Source organism: Kitasatospora sp. NPDC093806, assembly GCF_040683335.1.
GTDB lineage: Bacteria > Actinomycetota > Actinomycetes > Streptomycetales > Streptomycetaceae > Kitasatospora.
In genome coordinates this window covers 24683-47769 of sequence record NZ_JBFBDO010000065.1, presented here as the reverse complement: position 1 = coordinate 47769, position 23087 = coordinate 24683, and the positions used below count along the sequence as shown (strand labels likewise).

The following is a 23087-nucleotide window of genomic DNA, read 5'->3' as shown; positions in this document are numbered from 1 at the left end:
CATATCTGGCGTTGACTTTTGGCACGCTGTTGAGTTCTCAAGGAACGGACGCTTCCTTCAGGCGGCTTTCACACCGGCCCTCCGGGCGCTTCGTTTGTTTCTCCAGCTTATCAGACGTTTTCCGTGCCGTTTCCGGCGCTTCATTCGCCCGACCTGCTGGCGTCTTCTTGCGACTGGGAGACAGTACTCCCAATCCGTGCCCCACAACAAATTCACTGCGCCGCCGCCGTGACGGCCGCCGGCGACGAGCCGCCGGGTACCAACAGCTGCGGTGTCCCGCTGCCGTCCGCCGGGACGCTCCAGACGTCGCTGCCCTTCCCCTCCTTCGCCGGCAGCGCGTAACCGATGGTCCGGCCGTCGAGCCAGGCCGCCTGGTCGTCCACGCTGCGCGACTCGGCCAGCGGGTGCTCGCGCAGCCCGTCCAGCTCCAGGACGTGAAGGCGCCAGGGCGCAGCCGGGTCGGCGGAGACCTTCTTCTTGAAGGCGATCCGGGTGCCGTCCGGCGAGAGCGAGGGGCACTCCACGTTCTCCCGCAGGGTGCGGGCGGACCATGCCTTGAGGTCGCCCTCGACGAGGTGGGTCCGGCCGCCGGTCGAGACGGTGGCGTAGAACCGGTTGTCGTCGGCGGCGAAGCCGACGCCCCAGTAGTTGACGTCGGCGGCGTAGTAGCGGGTGCCGTCGACGGTCAGCGGGATGGACTCGATCGACTTGACCAGGTAGCCGGTGCGCAGGTCGAGGATCGACGTCCGGGTGGAGAAGGTGCCCTGCGCGTAGGAGTCCCCGACCGCGAAGGTGGTCCAGGAGAGCAGGTACCCGGAGGCCGACACCCGGGCCCGGTTCGGGATCCCGGGGACCGTCACCGTCTGGAGCTCGGTGAACTTCCGGTCGTAGACCACCGCCTGGGTGCGGGCCGGGGTGCCGGGCAGCGCGCGCAGGCAGAGGGCGCGGTCGCCGGCGGCGTAGAAGCGGACGCAGGACGGGCCGTCCGGTGTGCCCGGGCTGCGGGCGACCCGGCCGGTGGCGGTGTCCCGGTAGTAGAGCCCGGGCTCGTCCAGGGTGAACGTGCTCGCCGCGGCGACGAGGCGCGGGCCGCCGTCGCGCTGCCGCGCGTGCAGCACGTAGCCCAGCGAGCCGCCCAGCAGCACCAGGGCGGCGGCGATCATGATCAACGAGCGCGCCTTCACGAGCTGGTCCCCTCCTTGTCGTCCATCTCCGTCTCCTTCGCCGGCAGGACCCGCCAGGCGGCGAGGAGTGCGGCGGCCAGCGCGAGGGCGGCCAGCGCCAGGGCCGGGCGCGAACCCCACCACGTCCAGGCCGCACCGAAGCCGGCCGCGCCGACCAGCCGGGCCAGGGCCTGGCCGGTCTGCAGGACGGCGAGTCCGCTCGCTCGGCCGTCGACCGGCAGGGCGGGCCCGGCGAGCGCCATCAGCACGCCGTCGGTGGAGGCGTAGAAGACGGCCAGGAGCAGCAGGACGAGTGCGGCGGTCGGCCACTGCGGCGGGGCGAGCAGGGTGAGGTAGGCCGCGAGCAGCGCCCCGTGCCCGCAGAGGAAGGGGGTGCGCCGCCCGATCCGGTCCGCGATCCGGCCCAGCGGCACGGCCAGCAGCAGGTAGCCGGCCGCGGCGCCGAGCGGCAGCAGCGGGAAGTACAGGGGTTGCAGGTCCAGGCCGCGCTGGAGCAGCAGGTAGAGGAAGGAGTCGCCGATCGTCGCGGCTCCCAGCAGTGCGGCGGCCGTGACGACCCGCCGGAACGCCGGGTCGCCGAGGACCTTCCTCCTCTTCCGCTGCCCGATCGGCTTCGGTCCGATCGGGCTTCGAACGTCGGCCGGGACGCCCGCCGGCACGCCCGCCGGGACGAAGAGGACCAGCACCAGCACGCCGAGCAGTCCGATGGCGAAGCTCACCACGAACACCGCGTCGTACGCGTCCACCGTCGCCCACAGCACCGCGAACGCGACCAGCGGTCCGAGCAGTGCCCCCGTGGTGTCCATCGCCCGGTGCACGCCGAAGGCCCGGCCGAGCTCCCCCGGCGGGGCGCTGAGCGAGATCAGCGCGTCGCGCGGGGCGGTCCGTACGCCCTTGCCGAGCCGGTCGGCGGCCAGCGCGGCGGCGATCCCTCCGGCCGCGCCGCCGGCCAGCAGCAGCCCGAGCCGCGAGAGCGCCGACAGCAGGTAGCCGGCCCCGGCGACCGTGCGGTGCCGGCCGCCGCCGCGGTCGGCGAGCGTGCCGCCGAGCAGCCGGACCAACGCGGTGGCGCCGTTGAACAGGCCGTCGAGGAAGCCGAATTGGAGTGGCGAGAGGCCGAGCCCCAGCACCAGGTAGAGCGGCAGCACGGCGGTGACCATCTCCGAGGAGACGTCGGTGACCAGGCTGACCGCGCCGAGCGCGATGACCGTGCCGGGGACGCGCCGCCCCGCCCCGGGGGGCGGGGCGGCGCGTCCGGTCGGCGGCCGGTGGTGGCCAGGTACATCATCAGTGGCAGCTGTACTTCGGGCTGCTGTCCTTGACCTGGCCGTCCGTTCCGACGTAGCTCCAGCCGTAGCCGGTGTCGGTGAAGTCCAGCTTCAGCACGCCGTATTCACCGCTGATCCGCTTCTGGCTGTTCGGCTGGACCTGCTCGATCGGGTAGGGCTCGGCGCCGCCCATCCCGCCGACGATCTCGACGATCCCGTCCGCCGTCGCCTTGCCGTCCGGGTCCTGCGGGGCGAACCGCTCGTAGTGGTGGTCGTGCCCGTTCAGCACCAGGTCGGCCTTGGCCCCGTAGAGGATCTTCCAAACCGGCCGGGAGACCGGGTCGTTGCCGTGCCCGCCCGAGGAGTACAGCGGGTGGTGCCAGTAGGCGGCGACGCACTTCTTGGCGTTGGCCGCCAGGTCGGCCTTCAGCCAGTCGATCTGGGCGCTCTGGTCGAAGGCGTTGGAGTCCAGCGCGACGAAGTGCCAGTTGCCCTCGTCGAAGCTGTACCAGCTCTTGCCCTGCGGGTAGGCGATGCTGCCGAAGTACGACTTGTAGCCGGCCAGCGATCCGGCCGGGTCGTAGGTCTCGTGGTTGCCCGGGACCGGGTGGGTCTTGGCCTTGAACGCGCCCCAGCTCTTGTCGTAGTAGTTCTTGAAGTCCGACAACCGGGCGTCGTCGTACTGGTTGTCGCCCATCGTCAGGTAGAACTTCGGGTTGATCTGCTGGGCCAGCGCGGCGGTCTTCGGGTGGGCGCAGCCGCTGTCCGAGGCGGTGCACTGGGCGGCGATGTCACCCGCCGCGACCACGGTGAACGCCCCGCCCGGCGTGGTGGCGGTGGGAGTGGGGGTGGGACCGGTCGGCGTCGGGCCGGTGGGCGTGGGGCCGGTCGGCGTCGGTGTCGGCGTGCCGTCCGGCACCCCGAACACCTGCATCTCGAACAGCGAGTAGCCGTACGAAGTCCCGCGCGCCGTCCCGTACATCCGGACGTAGCGGCCCTTGGCGGTCAGCGCCGGCCAGTCGTCGGTGCCGCCGTTCCCGGCCTTCTCCTCCGCCGCCGTCGTCCAGACGACCCCGTCGGCCGACACCTCCAGCCGGTACGCCTTCGCGTAGGCGGCCTCCCAACTCAGCTTCACCCGGGAGATGGTGGCGTTCCCCCCGAGGTCGACCCGCAGCCACTGCGGGTCCTTCCCCTCCTCGCTCGCCCACCGCGTGGACGTGCTCCCGTCGAACGCCTTCCCCGCCGCGTACGACGATCCCTCGGTGGAGGAGGCCGTCGCGGCCTTCCCCTGCGAGATCAGCGGATCGGCCGCCGCCCCCGCGGGGCCGGACCAACCGAGTAACAGGCCGCCGAGCAACGCGAGCACGGCGGCGAGGATTCCGACACGAACAGGCCTTGCCGAGACACTCAGACGCATCCCTGGACTCCATGACCTTGAGAGACGGCGAGAGCTGGACACCGGTCCACACCACACGAGCTCACCGGGAAAGCGGCGACCGCGTCACCGCGGCGGCCGGGTCAGAGCTCTCACTGAGCGCGTCACGCCCCACCGGAAGCGGGCGCCGCGCCAAGCCGCCGAGCCACAGCGTAGTAGAAAGTAAAGTTACCTTCCAATAGTTGGGCGCCCCTGACTTCGACTCACCGCCCGCGCCGGGCCGCCGCGTTCGACGCGTCCGGGCGAACCGGCCGGCGACCGGTTTCCGCCAGGTGGATTGTCCGGAACGAGCCTTCAGGCGCCATCACCGAGCCCATACTGTGTGCATGCGGATCGCTACGGATCGTGTTCTCGGTCCGGGGTGGGACCGGTCCGCTCGCCATGCCCCGGCGCGCTCCCGCGCGCCCCTCACCCCGGCCTTCGCGCGTGCCGTACCCGGTTGCCTGCCCAGCCGACGAGAAAGGCGTGGAACGCCCGTGACTCCTCCCGATCGTGCCCAGACCCAGCCCGCCACCGCTCTGACCAGGGACCTGAACGCCGCCGTCGTGGTTCCCGACCCGGCCACGGACGCGGAGGCCGCGTTCGCCGCCCGTGGTCTGGTCGCCGCCCTGCCCGCCGACTTCACCGTCGAGAAGGAGGGTGGCGGCCCGGTGCCGGCCTGGTCGCTGGCGCCGTTCCAGTTCCTCACCGGCGAGGCTCCGGACACCGTCAACCCGAGCCTGTGGCGCAACGCCGTGCTGAACATGAACGCGGGTCTGTTCGAGGTCGTCGAGAACGCCGTCTACCAGGTCCGGGGCCTGGACCTGTCCAACATCACCTTCCTGGAGGACCCCACCGGCGCCTCCCGGGAGATCGTCGTCGTGGACCCCCTCATCAGCGAGGAGACCGCCGCCGCCGCACTCGCGCTCTACCGCGAGCACCGGGGCGACGACCGGGTCATCTGCGCGGTGATCTTCACCCACTCCCACGTCGACCACTACGGCGGCGTCCTGGGCCTGTGGGACGACCGGACCCTGCCCGAAGGCGTCGCGATCATCGCCCCCGACGGCTTCCTGGAGCACGCCGTCAGCGAGAACGTCTACGCGGGCAACGCCATGCAGCGCCGCGCCCAGTTCATGTACGGCTCCCTGCTGGAGCGCTCCGCGCAGGGACAGGTGGACGCCGGCCTCGGCAAGGCCAACTCCCTGGGCACCTCGGGACTGCTCGCCCCGACCGTCACCATCACCTCCGACACCGCCGACACCGCCGAGCGCAACGTCGTCCACACCTTCGGACCGGTGAACATCGAGTTCCAGCTCACCCCCGGCACCGAGGCCCCGGCCGAACTCAACTTCTACCTCCCCGACATCCGCTCCCTGTGCATGGCCGAGAACGCCACCCCCACCCTCCACAACCTCTACAGCCTGCGCGGCGCCCAGGTCCGTGACGCCAAGGCCTGGTCGGAGTTCCTGATCCAGTCCGCCGACTGGTACGCCGACCGCTCCGACTCCCTCTTCGCCTCCCACTTCTGGCCCCGCTGGAACAGCGAGGAGGACCCGCAGACGATCCGTTCGTTCCTGACCTCGCAGGCCGACCTCTACCGCTACCTGCACGACCAGTCGCTGCGCCTGGCCAACCACGGCCGGACCATGACGGAGATCGGCGAGGAGCTCGACAGCGCCGTGCCGGAGTCGCTGGCCGGGCAGTGGTTCAACCGCGGCTACTACGGCACCGTCAACCACGACTCCAAGGCCGTCTACCAGCGCTACCTCGGCTGGTACGACGGCAACGCCGCGCACCTGCACACCCTGCCCCCGGAGGAGGCCGGCGCCCGGTACGTCGAGGCCTTCGGCGGCGCGGACAAGGTCGTGGACATCGCCCGGACGACCTTCGAGAACGCCAAGAGCGCGCAGGACTACCGGTTCGCCGCCGAGCTTCTCACCCACGTGGTCTTCGCCGACCCCACGGACACCGGCGCCCGCGGCCTCCAGGCCGACGTCCTCGAACAGCTCGGCTACCAGGCCGAGAGCGGTCCCTGGCGCAACTTCTACCTCGCCGCCGCCAACGAACTGCGCGTACGCCCGGCCGACAGCCCCGTCACCCTGCCCTCGCCGCAGATCATCACCCCGCCGGTGCTGGCCGCGATGCCGCTGGAGATGCTCTTCGACTACCTCGGCATCCGCCTCAACGGACCGAACGCCGCCGCACAGCCCCTGACCATCGGCCTCACCGTCTCCGACGGGATCCCGGGCGACCCCACCAGCTACACCCTGCGCGTGCGCAACGGCGTCCTCGTCCAGTACCCGGGCACCCTCGAAGCCGCCACCACCGACGCCGTCTACGGCATCACCCGTGACGGCCTCAACCGGCTCGCCATCGCCGCCGCCACCCCCGAGCAGCTGCTCGCCGACGGCTCCCTGACCGTCACCAGCGGCACCATCGACCCGCTCAACCGGTTCGACGCCCTCCTCGATACCTTCGAGTACTGGTTCGGCCTCACCACCCCCTGACCGCCGCGGCGTGCGGACCTCCGCACGGGGCCGGTCCGGTCGGGCTGATCAGCCCGGCCGGACCGGCCCCACCTCGGCCGGCGGCCGGCCGCCGCCGACTGGCGCGCGCGAAGCCCATGGTGCGGGGCGATCAGGTCGCGGTACGGGGTGAACGAGGCTCCGGGGGTGCGGGGTTGGGTTTCGGTGCCGGTACCCCCGCGGGGGGATGACACCGGGCCGATCCCTCCCTATGGTCCAGACCTATGTTGACGAGACCCAGACTGACCAGGCCCATGGCGACGAGGCCCACAGCACCAAGACCCGGACCGGCCGGTCCGCTCAGGACCCTCGGTGCCGCGCTCGCGCTGGCCCTCGCCGGGACGACCGCCGGCGTCGGCGCGGCCGAAGCGGTCCCGGCGCCGTCGCCCCAGCGCCTGGTGTGGACGGACTGCCCGGCCGACCCGTCCGGCGCACCGGTGGACCCGCGGCTGCGCTGCACCACCCTGAAGGTGCCGCTGGACTACCGGGCGCCCCGCGGGCGGACCATCGAGATCGCGGTGTCCCGGCTCCCCACCGCCAAGCCGGGCCTGCGGCGCGGGATCCTGGTGCACAACGGCGGCGGCCCGGGGATCGCCAGCCTGCACCTGCCCAGCGCCCAGGAGGCCGGCTACCCGCGGGAGGTGCTGGACCGGTACGACCTGGTGAGCTTCGACCCGCGCGGCGTCGGCCGCAGCACGCCGGTCAGCTGCGGCCGGACGGCCGCCGAGGTGCCCTACGAACTGGTCTTCCCGTACCCGGCGCCGGACGGCTCGATCGCCCCCAACGTGCGCTTCGCCCGCGACCTGGCGCGCGACTGCCTGGCCCGCAACGGCGACTGGATCCGTCACCTCACCACCGCCGACACGGCGCGCGACCTGGACCGCGTCCGGGCCGCGCTCGGCGAGCCGAAGATCTCCTACCGCGCCGCGTCCTACGGCACCTACCTGGGCGTCGTCTACGCCGAGCTGTTCCCGGGGCGGACGGACCGCTTCGTGCTGGACGGCAACGTCAGCCCGAACGTCACCTGGCAGGACCGGCTCGCCACCTGGGACCACGCCGGCGAGCTGCGCTTCGAGGACTTCGCCGCCTGGGCGGCCGAGCGCGACGCCACCCTGCGGTTCGGCGCCACCCCGGCGGCCGTCCGCGCCAACTACCTGGCCCTGGCGGCGAAGCTGGACCGGGCACCGGTGAACCACCCGGTGGCCGGGCCGGTCGACGGGAACCTGTGGCGCACGCTCTACCGGCTGGACTCGTACCACACCGCGCTGTTCCAGGAGATCGCCGACTGGTGGCGCTTCCTCGCCGACGACGGCGCCGGTCCGGTCCCGTACTGGTGGCTGACCAAGGGCACGCCGGGCATCCCGGACGACAACGACGTGGCCGCGCTGACGGCGGTGCTCTGCGGCGACACCCCGGCACCGCGCGACCTCGGCCGCTACCAGCGCAACGTCACCGAGAGCCGGCAGCGCAACCCGATCGTGGCCGGCATGGGCGCCAACATCTGGCCCTGCGCGTTCTGGCCGGCCCCGGTGGAGCCCGCCGTCCGGATCACCGACCGGGGCCCCGCCAACATCCTGCTGCTGCAGACCGCGCGGGACCCGGCCACCCCGCTGGTGGGCGCGCTGGCCATGCGGGCGACGCTCGGCGACCGGGCCCGGATGGTCACGGTGGACGGCGGCAACCACGGCGCCTACGACCGCTCGGTACCGTCCTGCGCGGTCACCGCCGCCGACCGCTTCCTGAGCACCGGCGCGCTGCCGCCCCACGACCTCGCCTGCGCCCCGGACGCGGCCGCGGACGCGCCGACCTCGGCCGCCCCGCCCTCCGGCCGCAGCGGACGGTGACCGGCTCGGGGGCGCGACACCGGGGATGCGACGCCGGGGATGCGACGCCGGGGATGCGACGCCGGGTCAGGTGATCGTCGGAGGTCCGTCCCTGCCCGCCACTCTCAACGTATAACCGACCGGGGGGCTTGCGGCAAGGCCCCCGGTTACGGCGCAGAATCCTTGGCCGAGGCCACGACCTGCGGAAATGAGGGCACGACGTGCGGGTGTTGTTGTCGGCGTACCAGGTGTACCGGGGACGCGGTGACGTCGGAGGAGCGGTGGGAACGGCCGGTGCGGTGCGCCGGGGCTCGGCCGCCTCGGAGGTGTCGCGATGACCGGGCAGTACGTGCGCGACCTCCGAGAGGTCGACCGGACGCAGGTCGCGACCGTCGGCGGCAAGGCCGCGCACCTCGGCGAGCTGTCCCGGATCGAGGGCGCCCTCGTGCCGGACGGCTTCTGCGTGACGACGGACGCCTTCCGGCGGATCATGGCGGTGGCGGCACCGTCGATCGACGATCGGCTCGATCGGCTGTCCCGCCTGAGCCCGGACGACCGGCCGGCGATCAGCGCGCTCAGCGCGGAGATCCGTCGGACCGTCGAGGGGATCGCCGTCCCGGACGATCTCGCGGCGGCGGTCACGGACGCGCTCGCCCGCCTCGGCGGGCGGGCCGCATGCGCCGTCCGGTCCAGCGCGACGGCGGAGGACCTGCCGACGGCCTCCTTCGCCGGCCAGCAGGACACCTACCTCAACGTCGTCGGGCCGGCGGCGGTCCTCCGGCACGTCAGCCGGTGCTGGGCCTCGCTGTTCACCGAGCGGGCCGTGGCCTACCGCCAGCGCAACGGCATCGACCACCGCACGGTCCGGATGGCCGTGGTGGTGCAGCGGATGGTCGTCCCTGACGCGGCCGGCGTCCTGTTCACGGCCGACCCCGTCACCGGCGACCGGCAGGTCGCCACCGTGGACGCCGGCTTCGGCCTCGGCGAAGCCCTGGTCTCCGGCCTGGTGAACCCGGACGTCTTCAAGGTGCGCGACGGCGAGGTGATCGCCCGGACGATCGCCACCAAGCCGCGCGCCCTTCAGGCCCGGCCGGCCGGCGGTACGCGGGAGGTGGCGGTCGACCCGCGACGGCAGGAGCAGCCGGCGCTGACCGACGCCCAGGTGGTGCGGCTGGTGCGGCTCGGGCACCGGATCGCGGCGCACCTCGGCCGCCCGCAGGACATCGAATGGTGCCTGATCGACGACGACTTCCGGATCGTTCAGAGCCGGCCGATCACCACGCTGTTCCCCGTCCCCCGGGCCGACGACCGGGAGAACCACGTCTACGTCTCCGTCGGCCATCAGCAGATGATGACCGACCCCATGAAGCCCCTGGGCCTGTCCATGTGGCAGCTGACCGCGATGGCGCCGATGCACGAGGCCGGCGGGAGGCTGTTCGTCGACGTCACCGCGCGCCTGAGCTCGCCCGCGAGCCGGGCCGGCCTGCTGGACCTCGTGGGGCGAGGCGATCCGCTGGTCCGGGACGCGCTGGAGACCGTCCTCGACCGCGGCGACTTCATCCCGTCGCTCCCGGACGCGGGTCCGGCAGGGCCCGCGAGGCCGTCGGCCGCCGGCGCCTCCACTCCGGTCGAGGCCGATCCGGCCATCGTCGGCGAGCTGATCGCGCGCAGCCGGGCGTCGCTCGCCGCCCTGCAGCGCGACATCCGGACGAAGAGCGGGGCGGCGCTGTTCGACTTCCTGCTGGACGCCTTCGAGGAGCACAAGCGGCTCCTCGGCGACCCGCTGAACATGCGGGCGATCATGGCGGGGATGGAGGCCACCTGGTGGCTCAACGACTCGCTCCAGGAGTGGCTGGGCGAGAAGAACGCGGCCGACACGCTCACGCTGTCCGCCCCCGGCAACGTCACGTCGGAGATGGGATTGGCACTCCTCGACGTCGCCGACGTGATCCGCCCGCACCCGGCGGTGGTGGCGTTCCTGCAGGACGTCCGGCACGAGGGCTTCCCTGACCACGGCTTCCTCGACGAGTTGGCGAAGCTCCCGGGCGGAACCGAGGCGCGCGACGCCATCGAGGCCTACCTCGACCGGTACGGCATGCGCTGCGTCGGCGAGATCGACATCACCAGGCCGCGCTGGCGCGAGCGCCCCGGCACGCTGGTGCCCCTCCTCCTCGACAACATCGGGCTCTTCACGCCGGGCGCGGCCGAGCGGCGCTTCGAGCAGGGGCGGCAGGAGGCGCAGCGGAAGGAACGGGAGGTGCTGTCGCGCCTGCGGACCCTGCCGGACGGCGAGCGGAAGGCCGACGAGACCAAACGGATGATCGACCAGGTCCGGGCCTTCATCGGGTACCGGGAGTACCCGAAGTACAACATCGTCAGCCGCTACTTCGTCTACAAGCAGTCCCTGCTGAAGGAGGCCGAGCGTCTCGTGCGGGCCGGCGTCCTCCGCGCGCCGGAGGACGCCTTCTACCTCACGTTCCAGGAGTTCCACGACGCCGTGCGCACCGAGCAGGTGGACAGCCGGCTCATCCGGGCGCGCAAGGAGGCGCACCGCTCGTACGAGTCGCTCACCCCGCCCCGGGTGCTCACCTCGGACGGCGAGGCCGTCTCCGGCACCTACCGACGCGACGACGTCCCCACCGGCGCCCTGGTCGGCCTACCGGTCTCCGCCGGCACCGTCGAGGGAAGGGCCCGCGTCATCCTCGACATGGCACGGGCCGACCTCGAACCGGGCGACATCCTGGTCACGACCCACACGGACCCCAGCTGGTCCCCGCTCTTCGTCGCCGTCGCCGGCCTGGTCGCGGAGGTGGGCGGCTCGATGACCCACGGCGCCGTGATCGCACGGGAGTACGGCCTACCGGCCGTGGTGGGCGTGGCCCAGGCCACCCACCTGATCCGCGAAGGCCAGCGCATCCGCGTCCACGGCACCGCCGGCTACATCGAGCTCCTCCCCTGACCGACCCCGTCGAGGGGGCCCGCCCGTGGCGGGCGGGCCCGGGGTCACAGGGGGGTGAGGACGTCCTGGTGGGCCTGGTCGAGGACGAGGCCGTTGTCCCAGCGGACTCGGACGGTCAGGCGGGTGCCCTGGTTCTGGTGCGCGGTCCACAGTGGTTCGAGTTCGGCGATCCGGCCTTCCAGCCGGGTCCGGCTGGCCTCGGGCATGGTGTGCCCGTAGTCGTCGAGCAGGGCCTTGAGCCGGGGGTACTCGCGGACCTCCTCGCTCTGCGGGACCTCCCCGTCCACCCGCTCGACGGTGCCCTCGATCCCGGCCGCGAGGGAGAGGAACCCGACGACCGTTCCGGGTTCGCCGGTGACCGCCTCGCCGATCGCGAGGTCCTCGGCCAGCCTGACGCGTCGGCCTTCCTTCAGGGACATCCGTTCCGTGCCTCTCCGTCGATCGGTGCCGCGGGCGTGATCGGCCGGCGGTCCCGGTCATTATCCGCCGGACGGTTCGGGGGCTGCCCGGCGGGAACCGGATACGGCGTCACGGGAGTCGTTGGTCTTCATGGGAACCACGGACCGCACCGCACCTCCGTCGGCACCGGCGCGTCGAAGCCGCCGGGTCGCGCTCCTCCTTCCGGTGGTGGTCGGCGTCCCGGCCGTCGCCGCCGTCGCCGCCTTCGCCGCACGTGGGCCGCTGCACGACCGGCGCGGCGGGTGGCAGGTGTGGGTCGGCACGGTCAACGGCGTGGTCTTCCTGACCCTGGCCGCACTGCCGGTGGCCGCGCTGGCGGTGTGGGGTCTGGCCCGTCGCCGGCGGCTCGCGGGCGCGGCGCCGGCGTGGGCGTGGCGCAGGTCGCTGGCGGAGGTCGGCATGGTCTACGGCACGGTGCCGTGGGTCTGGATGATCATGCTGCCCGGCGCCGGGGCCGGTGTCGTACCCCGCCGGGTGAGCCTGCTGCCGCTGCGGGACCTGGCCGCGATCCTGGCGGAGGGCAGTCCGGTGACGGCGACGGTTCAGATCGTCGGCAACCTGCTGGTGTTCGCGGCACTGGGGTACCTCGCGCCGGTGCGGTTCGCGCACCTGGCGTCGGTCCCGCGGGTCCTGGCGCTCGCGGCGGGCTGCTCGGTCCTGGTCGAGACCGCGCAGTACGTGCTGTGGCTCGACCGGGTGTCCTCGGTGGACGACGTGCTGCTCAACACCGCCGGCGCCGGGCTGGCGGCACTCGCGTCGCGCCGCCGGTGGCGGGCGGCGGCCGACGGACCGTCGGAGCGCCCCCGACCCCGGCCCCGGCCCCGCGTCAGCGCCTCGCAGCGGACGTGATGCGAGCGGCGGCCTGCGGAGCTTGTCGAAACGATCGACTCGCCATGTGCATGCAGTTAGAGTGCAGCGACGTCAGCAGTCCATCCGGGGGGAGCGGGATTCGATGACCATCGCGCGCAGGTCGGTCCTCAAGGGCTCGTCGGTCGCCGGTGCCGCACTGGTGGCGGGCGTCGCGCCCGCGCCGAGCGCCGAGGCCGCACCGGACGCGGAGCCGAACACCGGCCCGCTGTTCCAAGCCACACCGCACCGGCTCGGTGCGCCCAGCGTCAGCGGGCTGCACCTGCAGTTCGGCACCGACGCCTCGTCCGAGATGGTCGTCTCCTGGATCACCCCGCAGACCGTGCGCCGTCCGCACGTCCGGATCGGCTCACCGGACGGCGGCCTCGGGCGGGTGGTGGAGGCCGAGACCCGCACCTACCGGGACTCGCTCTCCAAGGACGAGGTGTACGTCCACCACGCCCGGCTGACCGGACTCCGCCCGGCCACCACCTACCTCTACGCGGCCGGCCACGACGGAGCCAACCCCGAGATGGGGTCGTTCACCACCGCCCCGCGCGGCCGGGTCCCCTTCACCTTCACCAGCTTCGGCGACCAGGCCGCCCCCAACCTCCGGCGCGAGGTCAAGTTCCCCGACGGCGTCCCCGGACCGCTCGGCAAGTACCCGGTGTTCACCAGCAGCCAGGTCGGCACCGCGCACTCCGCCGACATCGTGGCGGCCGTCGAACGGGTCGGCCCGCTGTTCAACCTCGTCAACGGCGACCTCTGCTACGCCTCCTACAGCGGCCGGCACGGTCAGAGCCGCACCGCGACGTGGGCGGACTGGTTCATCAACAACAGCCGCTCGACCCGGCTGCGCCCCTGGATGCCCTGCGTCGGCAACCACGAGAACGAGGGCGGCAACGGCCCGCTCGGCGCCCTCGGCTACCAGACCTACTTCACCCTGCCCGACTCCGCGGCCTCCCTCGACGAGGAGACCCGGGGCATGTGGTACGCCTTCACCGCCGGTTCGGTGCGCGTCATCAGCCTCGCGAACGACGACGTGGCGATCCAGAACAGCGGCGACACCTACCTGCGCGGCTACTCCGGCGGAGCCCAGCGGCGCTGGCTCGAACGGGAGTTGAGGGCCGCCCGGGACAGCCAGGCGATCGACTGGATCGTGGTCTGCATGCACCACCCGATGATCTCCAGCTCCAAGCACGGCAGCGGCAGCGACCTCGGGATCCGGGAGGCCTGGGGCCCGCTGTTCGACTCCTACGGGGTCGACCTGGTGCTCAGCGGCCACGAGCACTACTACGAGCGTTCCCATCCCGTCCGCGGCACCCTGCCCAACGACACCCGCACCCCGGTGCCGACCGGCACCAACAAGGACCTGGCCGACACCGGCCGGGGCACCGTCCACATGATCATCGGCGCCGGCGGCAACGCCGCGACCACCCAGGACGACCTGTTCGAGCAGCCTCTGGGCCGGGTGGCCATCGGGTTGGAGGACCCGAAGCCGGGGATGCCGTACCGGGAGTCGATCTGGCTCACCGAGGACGCCCCGTGGGCCGCCTTCCAGGACCGCGAGCACACCCACGGCTTCGCCGCCTTCGAGGTCGACCCCGGCGACCGCCGGGGTGGACGCACGCGCATGCGGGTCACCTACTACACCTTCGACGGGCCGCACGGCGACCTCACCCCGGTGGACACCTTCACCCTGGAACGCCCCCGCTCCGACGCCCGGGACTGACTCCGGTACCGTCCGGAGTTCATGGAGCGGGTCAGTTGTGGACGGGCCAGCTGTGGACGGATCGGCGATGGCAGGTGTGGCTTGATGGACGCGACGGGGTCGACGGGGCCGGCGGAAGCCCGGATCGACGACGCGGGCAACGTCCTGGTCGCACCCTCGACGTTGCGATCCCATGACCTGGTCCGGGACTTCTTCGGATCCACCGTCACCCCGGAGGAACTCGTCTCCGGTTCGGTGGACCTCGCGCGGAAGACCGTCTACCTGTGCGGTGATGTGTCGGGGATCAGCGGCCGCGAACTGCGTGCGGCGGCCCAGGTGTTCGTGATCCGCGAACTGTCGCACGGTCACCACGAGAGGGTCGACGAGGCCGACGGACCCTGGACCCTCGTGAACCTCGGCCGGGTTCCCACCCGTGTCCACGGCGCCGGCGTGTACTACCGCCGCTTCTTCGACCCCGCCGCCGATCATTTCGGACGGATCCGCGCGGAGCACGCGTTCCAGTCGTTGACGGAGTCCACCAAGCCCGGAACGGCCCACCGCAGCGGAATCTACCTCACGCCCGTCACGCGAAGCGGCGACGAACTGCATTTCCGCCTGCTCCGGTGCTCCACGAATCTCTCGGGCCCGACCGAGGGATTCCGCCCGACCGACCACGGCATCGTCGAGGAGCTGAACCGCGAGGCCGCCGCCCTCTTCCGGAACCAGGCACCGCTGAATCACGTGCTCGCCCAGATCTACCACAACACCGCCGCCACGGCCGAGCGCAAGCAGTCCAAAGCCAGGATCTCGGCCCATGCCGACAAGACCAAGGACATGCCCGTCAACGGCATCATGGCCTTCTGCACCTTCTATGACGGGCTCGACAATCTGCATCCCCTGGGCGAAGACGAATTCGACTACGGCCTGCGGGGTGCCAGCGGGCTGACCAGACTTCACTTCCGACTCAAGGAGCCGACCGAAGAAGGCTTCGGGTCCGCACTCCCCCCGCAGTTCACCCTGTCCCTGCACCCCGGCTCCGTGTTCTTCATGCCGCTGTCCACGAATCGCCTCTACACCCACGAGATCCGGCCCTCGGCCTTGGACGCCGACTCGCTCCCGACCCGCCTGGGCTACGTGGTCCGCTGTTCGAGCGCCGAAGCCGTTCACAAGGACGGCGAAACGTTCCTCAAAACGGCCGCCGGAGACCCGGTGAAGCTGGGGCCGCCCACGCCGGCCGGCATGGACGAACTGCGCAGGCTGTACGCCGAGGAGAACCGGACCTCCGCCTTCGTCGACTACGGCGACGAGCTCCTCTTCAGCATGAACTCGGGAGACTACCTTGCCCCTCGGATCTAGCTTCTCGGACGAGATCCTCTACTGCGCCCTGCCGACCGAGGAGAACCTCTTCGCGGAACTGTCCGCCTCGGCCCGGCTGGAAGACGTCGGAAAGGGCCGCCGGGGCGCGGTGCTCACCAGGGCCGACGAGGCGAACGGCGTGCCTCTCGTCCGGACCACCACTCGCTACGGCAGCCCGGCCCAGCGATTCCGCGATGTGCACAATCGCCTGGCGCAGCGCATTCAAGAACTCGCGGCGATTCCGGTCGGCTTCAACAACGCCCTCATCGAGAACTACACGAACGCGTACACCACCATGGGCGGCCATTCCGACCAAGCCCTCGACCTGGCCGAGGATTCGTTCATCGCCGCCTTCTCCTGCTACCGGAACCCCCAGGCGAATCCGCCGAGAAAGCTGGTCTTCGAATCGAAGGAGCCCGGCGACGAGAAGTTCGAGATCCCCCTCGCCCACAACAGCGTCGTCGCATTCTCCCTCGCCTCAAACCGGCGACTCAGGCACAAGATCATACTCGAAAATCCCGGCCAGGCCGCGGACAACCAATGGCTCGGGATCACTTTCCGAACGTCGAAAACCTTCCTTCGATTCCACGACGGCCACGCGTACCTCCCACAGGGCACGCGGCTCGTTTCGGCCGACGAGGAGCAGCAAGGCGAATTCTTCCGACTGCGCCGCCGCGAGAACACCGAAACGGACTTCATCTACCCCCCGCTGACCTACACCATCAGCGCGAGCGACCTGCTGCCGCCAGTCTGAGCCCCAGGGGCCTTGGGAGCGCCGGGTCAGCCGAGCTGGCCGGTCGGACGCACGGTGATGTGGTTGATGTCCACGCCCACGGGCTGGTTGACGGCGAAGACGATCGTGCCCGCGATCTGCTCGGGAGTCATCGTCGGCGAGGCGTCAGGGGTGCCGCCGCGCTCGCTCCAGAACGGGGTGTCCACCACCCCGGGGGCGACGACGGTCACGCCGATCCCGTCCTTGCCGACCAGCAGCCGGGTGTTCTCGGCCAGCGCGTGCGCGGCCCACTTGGTGACCGAGTACAGGTTGCCGGGCGTGTGGCGCACCCCGGCGACCGAACCGATGATCACGATCCGGCCCTTGGACTCCCGGAGGTGCGGCAGGGTCTCCCTCACCAGCAGGGCCGGGCCCAGGACGTTGGTGAGGACCATGGCGCGCATGTCCTCGGGGGCGTGGCTCTCCAGGTTGCCGGGCAGTGAGAAGCCGGCGTTGGCGATGACGTTGTCCAGCCGCCCCCACGCGTCCACCACGCGGCGCACGGCGGCCGCGACCTCGTGCTCGTCGCCGGCGTCGCCGGTGATCGTCAGCAGCCGCTCACCGGCTCCGGCCGAAGCGGCGAAGGCGGCCAGCTTGTCCGCGTCACGTCCGGTGACGGCCACCCGGTGGCCCTCCTTGAGCAGGGCACGGGCGGTGGCGGCCCCGATTCCGGTCGAGCCACCGGTGATCAGCGTGACGGGTTCCATGGGACGACCTCCTGAGCGATGTGGTCCTCGGGGGCTCCCACCGCGTCCTGGCTGCCCGCGAACGCGAGCCGACGCGTCAAGTCGACGAACTCCCGGCGTCGGCCCCCCGAAACGCCTGCACTATACCCAGCGATCTTCCCACCCAGCCGCTCCCCCAGCGCCGACCGGCCACGACTTGGTCCCGAGGGCGTCCTCGGGACCGGGTCGGCCTCGTTCCCGGGGCGCAGCGTCAGGCCGCGCCGGCCGGGAAGATCCCGGTCAGCAGGCGCTGGAAGGTGCGTCGGTCCTGCTCTCCCAGGTCGTCCAGCCCGCTGAGGGTGGTCAGCAGTTCGGCGCGGATCTCCTGGACGGTCCGCTCGCCCTCCTCGGTCAGGGTGACCCGCTTGATCCGCCGGTCCGCCGGGTCGGCCTCGCGGCGGACCAGGCCGCGCGCCTCCAGCCGGTCGATGATGCCGGTGACGTTGGAGGCGTCGCAGGCGAGCAGGTCGGCGAGGCTCCGCATGGGCATCGGACGGCGGAGCAGGCTCAGCATCTTGCCCTGCATCAGGGTGAGGCCGCGCGCCGCCGCCGCGGTGGCGAAGTTGCGGTAGTACGCGGCCGCCGTCTGGGCCAGCTGGTCCATCAGCTCGACGGACGTGGGCGCGGCAGGCGGGGTGATGCTGGTCATGGATCGAGTGTAGGCGGTATTGGTTGACATCCTCAACCATTGTGACTACCGTCTGAGCCATTACTTGAGGTCCTCAACCATCGAGGTCCTCAATTCCTCTGGAGCACCACTATGACCGCCGCCCTCTTCGTCGTCACCGGCGCCACGCACTGGACCCTCGCCGACGGCACCACCCACCCGACCGGTTACTGGGCCGAGGAGCTCGCCGAGCCGCACCGCGTCTTCCGCGAGGCCGGCTACGAGATCACCATCGCCACCCCCGGCGGTGTCGCGGCCACCGTCGACCAGGGCAGCCTGGGCGCCGAGGTCAACGGCGGCCGGGAGCGGGCCGACGCCATCGCCGGGTACCTCGACTCCATCCGGGCCTCGCTCACCGCCCCCGCCCGGCTGGAGGACATCGACCCGGACGCCTACGACCTGGTCTTCTACCCCGGCGGCCACGGTCCGATGGAGGACCTCGCGGTCGACGAGGCCTCCGGCCGGATCCTCACCCGCACCCTCGACGCGGGCAGGCCGCTCGGCGTGCTCTGCCACGCACCGGCCGCGCTGCTCGCCGCGCGCCGCGCGGACGGCAGCTGGCCGTTCGCCGGCTACCGCATGACCGCGTTCACCAACACGGAGGAAGCCGCGGTCGGCCTCGCCGCCGGCGCCGCGTGGCTGGTCCAGGACCGTCTGGTCGAGCTGGGCGCCGACTTCACCGAGGCCGCCCCGTTCACCCCGCACACCGTCGTCGACCGCAACCTGTACACCGGGCAGAATCCGGCCTCCTCCGCGGCGCTCGCGCACCGCCTGGTCGAGGCCCTCGCCACCGACGCCGGCACCGTCGTGAAGCGGCTGCGCGCCACGTTCCGGTCCGGCCGCACCAAGCCGCCGGCCTGGCGCCTCGGCCAGTTGCAGGCCCTGCGCTCACTGCTGACCGAGCAGTCCGACGCGTTGCTGGCCGCGCTCAACGCCGACCTGGGCAAAGGCGCCGCCGAGGCGTACCGCACCGAGGTGGCCTTCACCGTCAACGAGCTCGACCACACGGTGGAGCACCTGGAGGAGTGGCTGCGCCCGAAGCCCGCCGCCGTGCCCGACGCCTTCCTGCCCGCCGCGGCCCGGGTCGTCCGCGACCCGCTCGGCGTGGTGCTGATCATCGCCCCGTGGAACTACCCGCTCCAGCTGGCGCTCGCACCGCTGGTGGGTGCCCTCGCGGCCGGCAACACCGCCGTGGTCAAGCCCAGCGAGCTGGCCCCGGCGACCTCGGCGGCCATCGCCCGGCTGCTGCCCCGCTACCTCGACCCGCAGGCCGTCGCCGTCGTCGAGGGCGCCGTCCCGGAGACCACGGCCCTGCTGGAGCAGCGCTTCGACCACATCTTCTACACCGGCAACGGCGCGGTCGGGCGGATCGTCATGGCCGCCGCCGCCAAGCACCTCACCCCCGTCACCCTCGAACTCGGCGGCAAGAGCCCCGTCGTGGTCGAGCCCGGCGTCGACCTGGCCGTGAGCGCCCGACGGATTGCCCGGGGCAAGTTCCTCAACGCCGGCCAGACCTGCGTCGCCCCCGACTACGTCCTGGCCGTCGGCGACACCGCCACCACACTCGAGGCCGAACTGGCCGCCGCCGTCCACGCGGCCTACGGCGACGACCCGGCGCTCGCCCCCGAGTACGGCCGGATCGTCAACGAGCGCCACTTCGACCGGCTCACCGCGCTGCTCGCCGACGGACGCGTCGTCACCGGCGGCGGCCACGACCGCGCCGCCCGCTACCTCGCGCCCACCGTGCTCGCCGACGTCCCGCCCGAGGCCGCCGTCATGCGGGAGGAGATCTTCGGGCCGATCCTGCCGATCGTCACCGTGCCCGACCTCGACGCGGCGATCGCCTTCATCAACGAGCGCGACAAGCCGCTGGCGCTGTACGCCTTCACCGACTCCGAGCACACCAAGCGGCGACTGGCGGAGGAAACCTCCTCCGGAGCGCTCGTCTTCGGCCTCCCCGTGTCGCACCTGGCGGTCCCCGAGCTGCCGTTCGGCGGCGTCGGCGAGAGCGGCATGGGCCGCTACCACGGCGAGTACTCCATCGACACGTTCAGCCACAGCAAGGCGATCCTCGACAAGCCGCTCGCCTGAGACCGCGGCGGCGTCCTGAACCACCCCCACCAACCCTCACCCTCCCGAGAGGCAACACACCATGAGCATGTCCGGCCGCCCCGCGCCCGAGCACGGACCGTCCCCGGTCGACCACCGCGCGAACGTCGCCACCGAGACCGCCCGGTTCGTCGAGACGGTCAAGGGCGCCGACCTGACGACCCCGGTGCCCGGCTGCCCGGGCTGGACGCTGACCGACCTGGTCAAGCACGCCGGCAGCGTGCAGCGCTGGTTCTCGGTCCTGCTGCGCGGGCGCGTCCAGGAGCCCCCGCGCAGCCGCGACGTCGACCTGCGGCTGCCGGCACAGGAGGACGGCTGGGCCGACTGGCTGGCCGACAGCGCCACCGAGGCGGCGGGCGCGTTCGCGGCCACCGGCCCGGACACCCCGATGTGGGCGTGGGGCGCCGACCAGCACGCCAGGTTCTGGGAGCGCCGGATGCTGTTCGAGACCCTGCTCCACCGGGTCGACGCCGAGATGGCGCTGGGCATCCGGCCCGGGATCGACCGCGCGCTCGCGGTCGACGGCGTCGATGAGTTCCTGGTGAACCTGCCCTTCGCCGCCTTCTTCGCCCCCAAGGTGGCCGACCTCCGCGGGGACGGCGAGACCATCCGGTTCCGGACCACCGACGGGTCCACCGACAGGGACGGCGACGGGGACGGCGACTGGCTGATCCGACTGCGGCCCGACGGCTTCGGACTCGACCCGGCCCGCGAGGGAGCGGACGCCGCCGACGCGACCGTCCGGGGAACCGCAGCCGATCTGCTGCTGCTCGTGTACGGCCGCCTGCCCCTCGGCTCGGAGGCGTTCGAGCACACGGGAGACCGGGAACTGCTGGCGCGCTGGTTCGCCGGCTCCGCGTTCTGAGCCCCCGTCCGACCGCCCCCGCTCCCTCGGCCGCCCCTCGACGAAACGCCGGAGGACGGGCGGCTCTGGCGCTCGGAGGCTGCCGGTCACTCGGGACGGTGGGGTCGGATCCCGGAGTGGCTTCCTGCGGGAGCGCCGCTCCGGACGCTCGCCCGGTAGGCGGCCAGTTCCTCGGCGGTCGGCGGGTCGGCGCCCGGGCGGGTGCAGGTGAAGGCGGACACCATGGACGCCTCGTCCAGCAGTTCGCCGAGGGTGCCGGTGTCGATCCCGTACAGGCGGTTCGCGTTGTCCGGGCCGAACAGGTCACGGCGGTGCAGCGCGTCGAGCAGGCCGGCCATGAACGCGTCGCCCGCGCCCACGGTGTCGGCGACCACGACCCTCCGGGCCCGCCGCTCCACCGTCCCCGCGCGGCAGACCCCGACGGCGCCGGCCGCACCTCGGGTGACCACCACCAGCGACGGGCCCAGCGCCAGCCACTCCCGGGCGGCGTCGACGACGTCCTGCCCGGGCCGCAGCCACGCGAGGTCCTCGTCGCTGGCCTTGACCACGTCGGCCGAGGCGACCAGCGACTCGATCCGGGTGCGCGCCTGCTCGGGGTCGCCCATCAGCGACGGGCGACAGTTGGGGTCGTACGAGACGGTCCGGCTGCCGCGGGCCCGTTCGACCAGGCGGCGGACGGTGCTCGCGCCGGGCTCCAGCGTGGCCGCGATCGAGCCGGTGTGCAGGCAGGCGCTCCCCGCGAGCAGCCCGTCCGGCTCCAGGTCCGGGAGCTGCCAGGTGACGGCGAACTCGTAGGTCGCGGAGCCCGACTCACCGGTGTGGGCGATCGCGGTGCTGGTGGGGTGCTTGTCCACGGCCCCCGGCGCGAGGGCGACGCCGCTGCCGGCCAGATGGCGGGCGAGCCGGGTGCCATGGGCGTCGGGACCGAGGCGCGTGACCAGCGCGACGTCGTGGCCCAGGCGGCCGAGGCCGACCGCGACGTTGGCCGGGCTGCCGCCCGGGTGCGCGGTGGTTTCGCCCTGGCCGGACCGCACCAGGTCCATGATGGCTTCGCCGACGACTGTGATCACGTTCGGTCCTCCTCGGGTCGGGCGGTCTGGGTCCGGCGGGACTTCGGGCGAGCCTCAGTCGAGCTTTCGGCGCAGCGCCACGGCCATCGCGGGCGCGGCGGGAAGGCGCGGGACCAGGGTGGCCTGCACGGCGTGGTAGGCGTCCGGCTTGCCGGGCCAGACGGTCGTGGCGGGGGAGTTCTGCGGGTTCAGCTCGTGGTGCCAGCTGCCGCGGGCGCGGTCGAGGAACGCCCCCTCGGTGTACTGCCACCAGGTGCGGTACCAGCGCTCGTACTCGGCCTTGCCGGTGACCCGGTGCAGGACGGCGGCGGCGGCGATCGCCTCGGCGGCGACCCAGTGCATGCGGGCGCGGACGGCCGGAGCGCCGTCCCAGCCCACCGTGTAGACGAAGCCCGGCGAGCCGTCCGCGTGCCAGCCGTCCCGGAGGCCGGCGGCGAACAGCGCCTCGGCGTCGTCGAGCAGCCAGCCGGGCGGGTCGGGCAGGCTCGCGCGCAGCCCGAGCATCAGCCGCGCCCACTCGAACCAGTGGCCGACGGTGGCGCCGTACGGACGGAACGGGTCGTCGGGCCGCTCCCGGTTGTAGTCGTACTGCGGGGTCCACTCGGTGTCGAAGTGCTCGATCAGGCGCCAGTCGGCGGCGCGGGCGTGGACGTGGACGATGCGCCGGGCGATCCTCAGCGCCCGCCGGTGCCAGATCGGGTCGCCGGTGACGTCGCCGGCCGCGAGGAACGCCTCGACGGCGTGCATGTTGCTGTTGGCGCCGCGGTAGGGCTCGCACGCCTCCCAGGGCAGGTCCCAGGACTCGACCAGCAGGCCCTGCTCCTCGTCCCAGAAGCGGCGCTCGATCACGTCGAGCGCCTCGCTCAGCAGTTCCCGGGCGCCGGGGCGTCCGGCGGCGGTGGCGCCGGCGGCGGCCAGCACCACGAAGGCGTGGTCGTAGGCGGACTTCTCGGCGGTGAGCGGGGTGCCGTCGCGGTCCACGCCGGTGTACCAGCCGCCGTGCTCGCGGTCGCGCAGCAACCCGGTCAGGGCGGCGAGGCCGTGGTCGACGAGCGCCGCCGCGTCCGGGTCCCCGAGCAGGTGGGCGAGGGCGAAGACATGGGTCATCCGGCTGGTGATCCAGGTGTGGACGGCTCCGTCCGGCTGCACGGCTCCGTGTTCGTCGAGCCACCCGAAGCCGCCTTCGGACAGCCTGGCACCGCGGGCGAAGCCCAGCAGCCGGTCCTGCTCGGCCACCAGCCATGCCTCGTCGCCCGGCAGGGGGGTGCTCTCGGCCTGGGGGGACATCGTTCTCCTCGGTGGCGGGGACTCGCTGTAGACAACGTTGTCAG

At 72.4% G+C, this 23087-nt stretch carries 17 protein-coding genes; 9 read left to right on the top strand and 8 right to left on the bottom strand.

Going from position 1 to position 23087, the window contains the following annotated elements; translation table 11 throughout:
* Window positions 1-212: 212 nt before the first annotated feature.
* From AB0N76_RS26275 to AB0N76_RS26265, 3 genes are all read right to left on the bottom strand, one after another.
* Window positions 213-1163 carry a hypothetical protein gene (locus AB0N76_RS26275; RefSeq protein ID WP_363560970.1) on the bottom strand — a complete coding sequence of 317 codons (951 nt, stop codon included), beginning with the start codon at window positions 1161-1163 and terminating at the stop codon, window positions 213-215.
* Between the two features lie 17 nt (window positions 1164-1180).
* Complete coding sequence (locus tag AB0N76_RS26270) at window positions 1181-2389, bottom strand: MFS transporter (RefSeq protein ID WP_363560968.1); 1209 nt, start codon at window positions 2387-2389, stop codon at window positions 1181-1183.
* 82 nt (window positions 2390-2471) lie between these two features.
* Entirely contained in the window at window positions 2472-3818 is a 1347-nt protein-coding gene (locus tag AB0N76_RS26265) for a discoidin domain-containing protein (protein ID WP_363560966.1), read from the bottom strand.
* A 545-nt stretch (window positions 3819-4363) separates the two neighbouring features.
* Between AB0N76_RS26265 and AB0N76_RS26260 the strand changes: the two genes are divergently transcribed.
* The 3 genes from AB0N76_RS26260 (at window position 4364) to rph (ending at window position 11176) form a co-directional block, all read left to right on the top strand.
* Window positions 4364-6376 (top strand): alkyl sulfatase dimerization domain-containing protein, encoded by a 2013-nt coding sequence (locus tag AB0N76_RS26260; RefSeq protein WP_363560964.1) that lies wholly within the window; start codon window positions 4364-4366, stop codon window positions 6374-6376.
* A gap of 272 nt (window positions 6377-6648) precedes the next feature.
* Window positions 6649-8238 (top strand): alpha/beta hydrolase, encoded by a 1590-nt coding sequence (locus tag AB0N76_RS26255; protein WP_363560962.1) that lies wholly within the window; start codon window positions 6649-6651, stop codon window positions 8236-8238.
* A gap of 313 nt (window positions 8239-8551) precedes the next feature.
* The gene (gene rph / locus AB0N76_RS26250) at window positions 8552-11176 is read left to right on the top strand and encodes a rifamycin-inactivating phosphotransferase (RefSeq protein WP_363560960.1); all 2625 of its coding nucleotides are present in this window, start codon (window positions 8552-8554) and stop codon (window positions 11174-11176) included.
* A gap of 44 nt (window positions 11177-11220) precedes the next feature.
* Here the strand turns inward: rph and AB0N76_RS26245 are convergent, their stop codons facing one another.
* Window positions 11221-11595 (bottom strand): hypothetical protein, encoded by a 375-nt coding sequence (locus AB0N76_RS26245; RefSeq protein ID WP_363560958.1) that lies wholly within the window; start codon window positions 11593-11595, stop codon window positions 11221-11223.
* Between the two features lie 130 nt (window positions 11596-11725).
* On the opposite strand from AB0N76_RS26245, the gene AB0N76_RS26240 reads away from it, so the two are divergent.
* The 4 genes from AB0N76_RS26240 to AB0N76_RS26225 all read left to right on the top strand — a co-directional run bounded on the left by AB0N76_RS26240 (window position 11726) and on the right by AB0N76_RS26225 (window position 16302).
* Window positions 11726-12484, top strand: coding sequence for a VanZ family protein (locus AB0N76_RS26240; RefSeq protein ID WP_363560956.1), 759 nt, complete (start codon window positions 11726-11728; stop codon window positions 12482-12484).
* A gap of 103 nt (window positions 12485-12587) precedes the next feature.
* Window positions 12588-14213 (top strand): metallophosphoesterase family protein, encoded by a 1626-nt coding sequence (locus tag AB0N76_RS26235; protein WP_363560954.1) that lies wholly within the window; start codon window positions 12588-12590, stop codon window positions 14211-14213.
* Window positions 14214-14297: 84 nt separating this feature from the next.
* Entirely contained in the window at window positions 14298-15548 is a 1251-nt protein-coding gene (locus AB0N76_RS26230; RefSeq protein ID WP_363560952.1) for a hypothetical protein, read from the top strand.
* Window positions 15532-16302, top strand: coding sequence for an alpha-ketoglutarate-dependent dioxygenase AlkB (locus tag AB0N76_RS26225; protein ID WP_363560950.1), 771 nt, complete (start codon window positions 15532-15534; stop codon window positions 16300-16302). Before AB0N76_RS26230 ends, AB0N76_RS26225 begins: the two co-directional genes overlap by 17 nt.
* Window positions 16303-16328: 26 nt before the next feature.
* Here AB0N76_RS26225 and AB0N76_RS26220 read toward each other — a convergent pair whose 3' ends face one another.
* Together AB0N76_RS26220 and AB0N76_RS26215 are read right to left on the bottom strand one after the other, a co-directional pair.
* Window positions 16329-17027 carry an SDR family oxidoreductase gene (locus tag AB0N76_RS26220; protein WP_363560948.1) on the bottom strand — a complete coding sequence of 233 codons (699 nt, stop codon included), beginning with the start codon at window positions 17025-17027 and terminating at the stop codon, window positions 16329-16331.
* 229 nt (window positions 17028-17256) lie between these two features.
* Window positions 17257-17694, bottom strand: a complete 438-nt coding sequence (locus AB0N76_RS26215) for a MarR family transcriptional regulator (protein WP_363560946.1) — start codon at window positions 17692-17694, stop codon at window positions 17257-17259.
* A 111-nt stretch (window positions 17695-17805) separates the two neighbouring features.
* On the opposite strand from AB0N76_RS26215, the gene AB0N76_RS26210 reads away from it, so the two are divergent.
* Together AB0N76_RS26210 and AB0N76_RS26205 are read left to right on the top strand one after the other, a co-directional pair.
* Window positions 17806-19803: an aldehyde dehydrogenase family protein gene (locus tag AB0N76_RS26210; protein WP_363560944.1), complete on the top strand. Its 1998-nt coding sequence runs from the start codon at window positions 17806-17808 to the stop codon at window positions 19801-19803.
* A 61-nt stretch (window positions 19804-19864) separates the two neighbouring features.
* Window positions 19865-20686: a maleylpyruvate isomerase family mycothiol-dependent enzyme gene (locus AB0N76_RS26205; protein WP_363560942.1), complete on the top strand. Its 822-nt coding sequence runs from the start codon at window positions 19865-19867 to the stop codon at window positions 20684-20686.
* Window positions 20687-20772: 86 nt separating this feature from the next.
* Here the strand turns inward: AB0N76_RS26205 and AB0N76_RS26200 are convergent, their stop codons facing one another.
* Window positions 20773-21756, bottom strand: a complete 984-nt coding sequence (locus AB0N76_RS26200; protein WP_363560940.1) for a carbohydrate kinase — start codon at window positions 21754-21756, stop codon at window positions 20773-20775.
* Between the two features lie 54 nt (window positions 21757-21810).
* Complete coding sequence (locus tag AB0N76_RS26195) at window positions 21811-23043, bottom strand: AGE family epimerase/isomerase (protein ID WP_363560938.1); 1233 nt, start codon at window positions 23041-23043, stop codon at window positions 21811-21813.
* Window positions 23044-23087 lie beyond the last annotated feature (44 nt).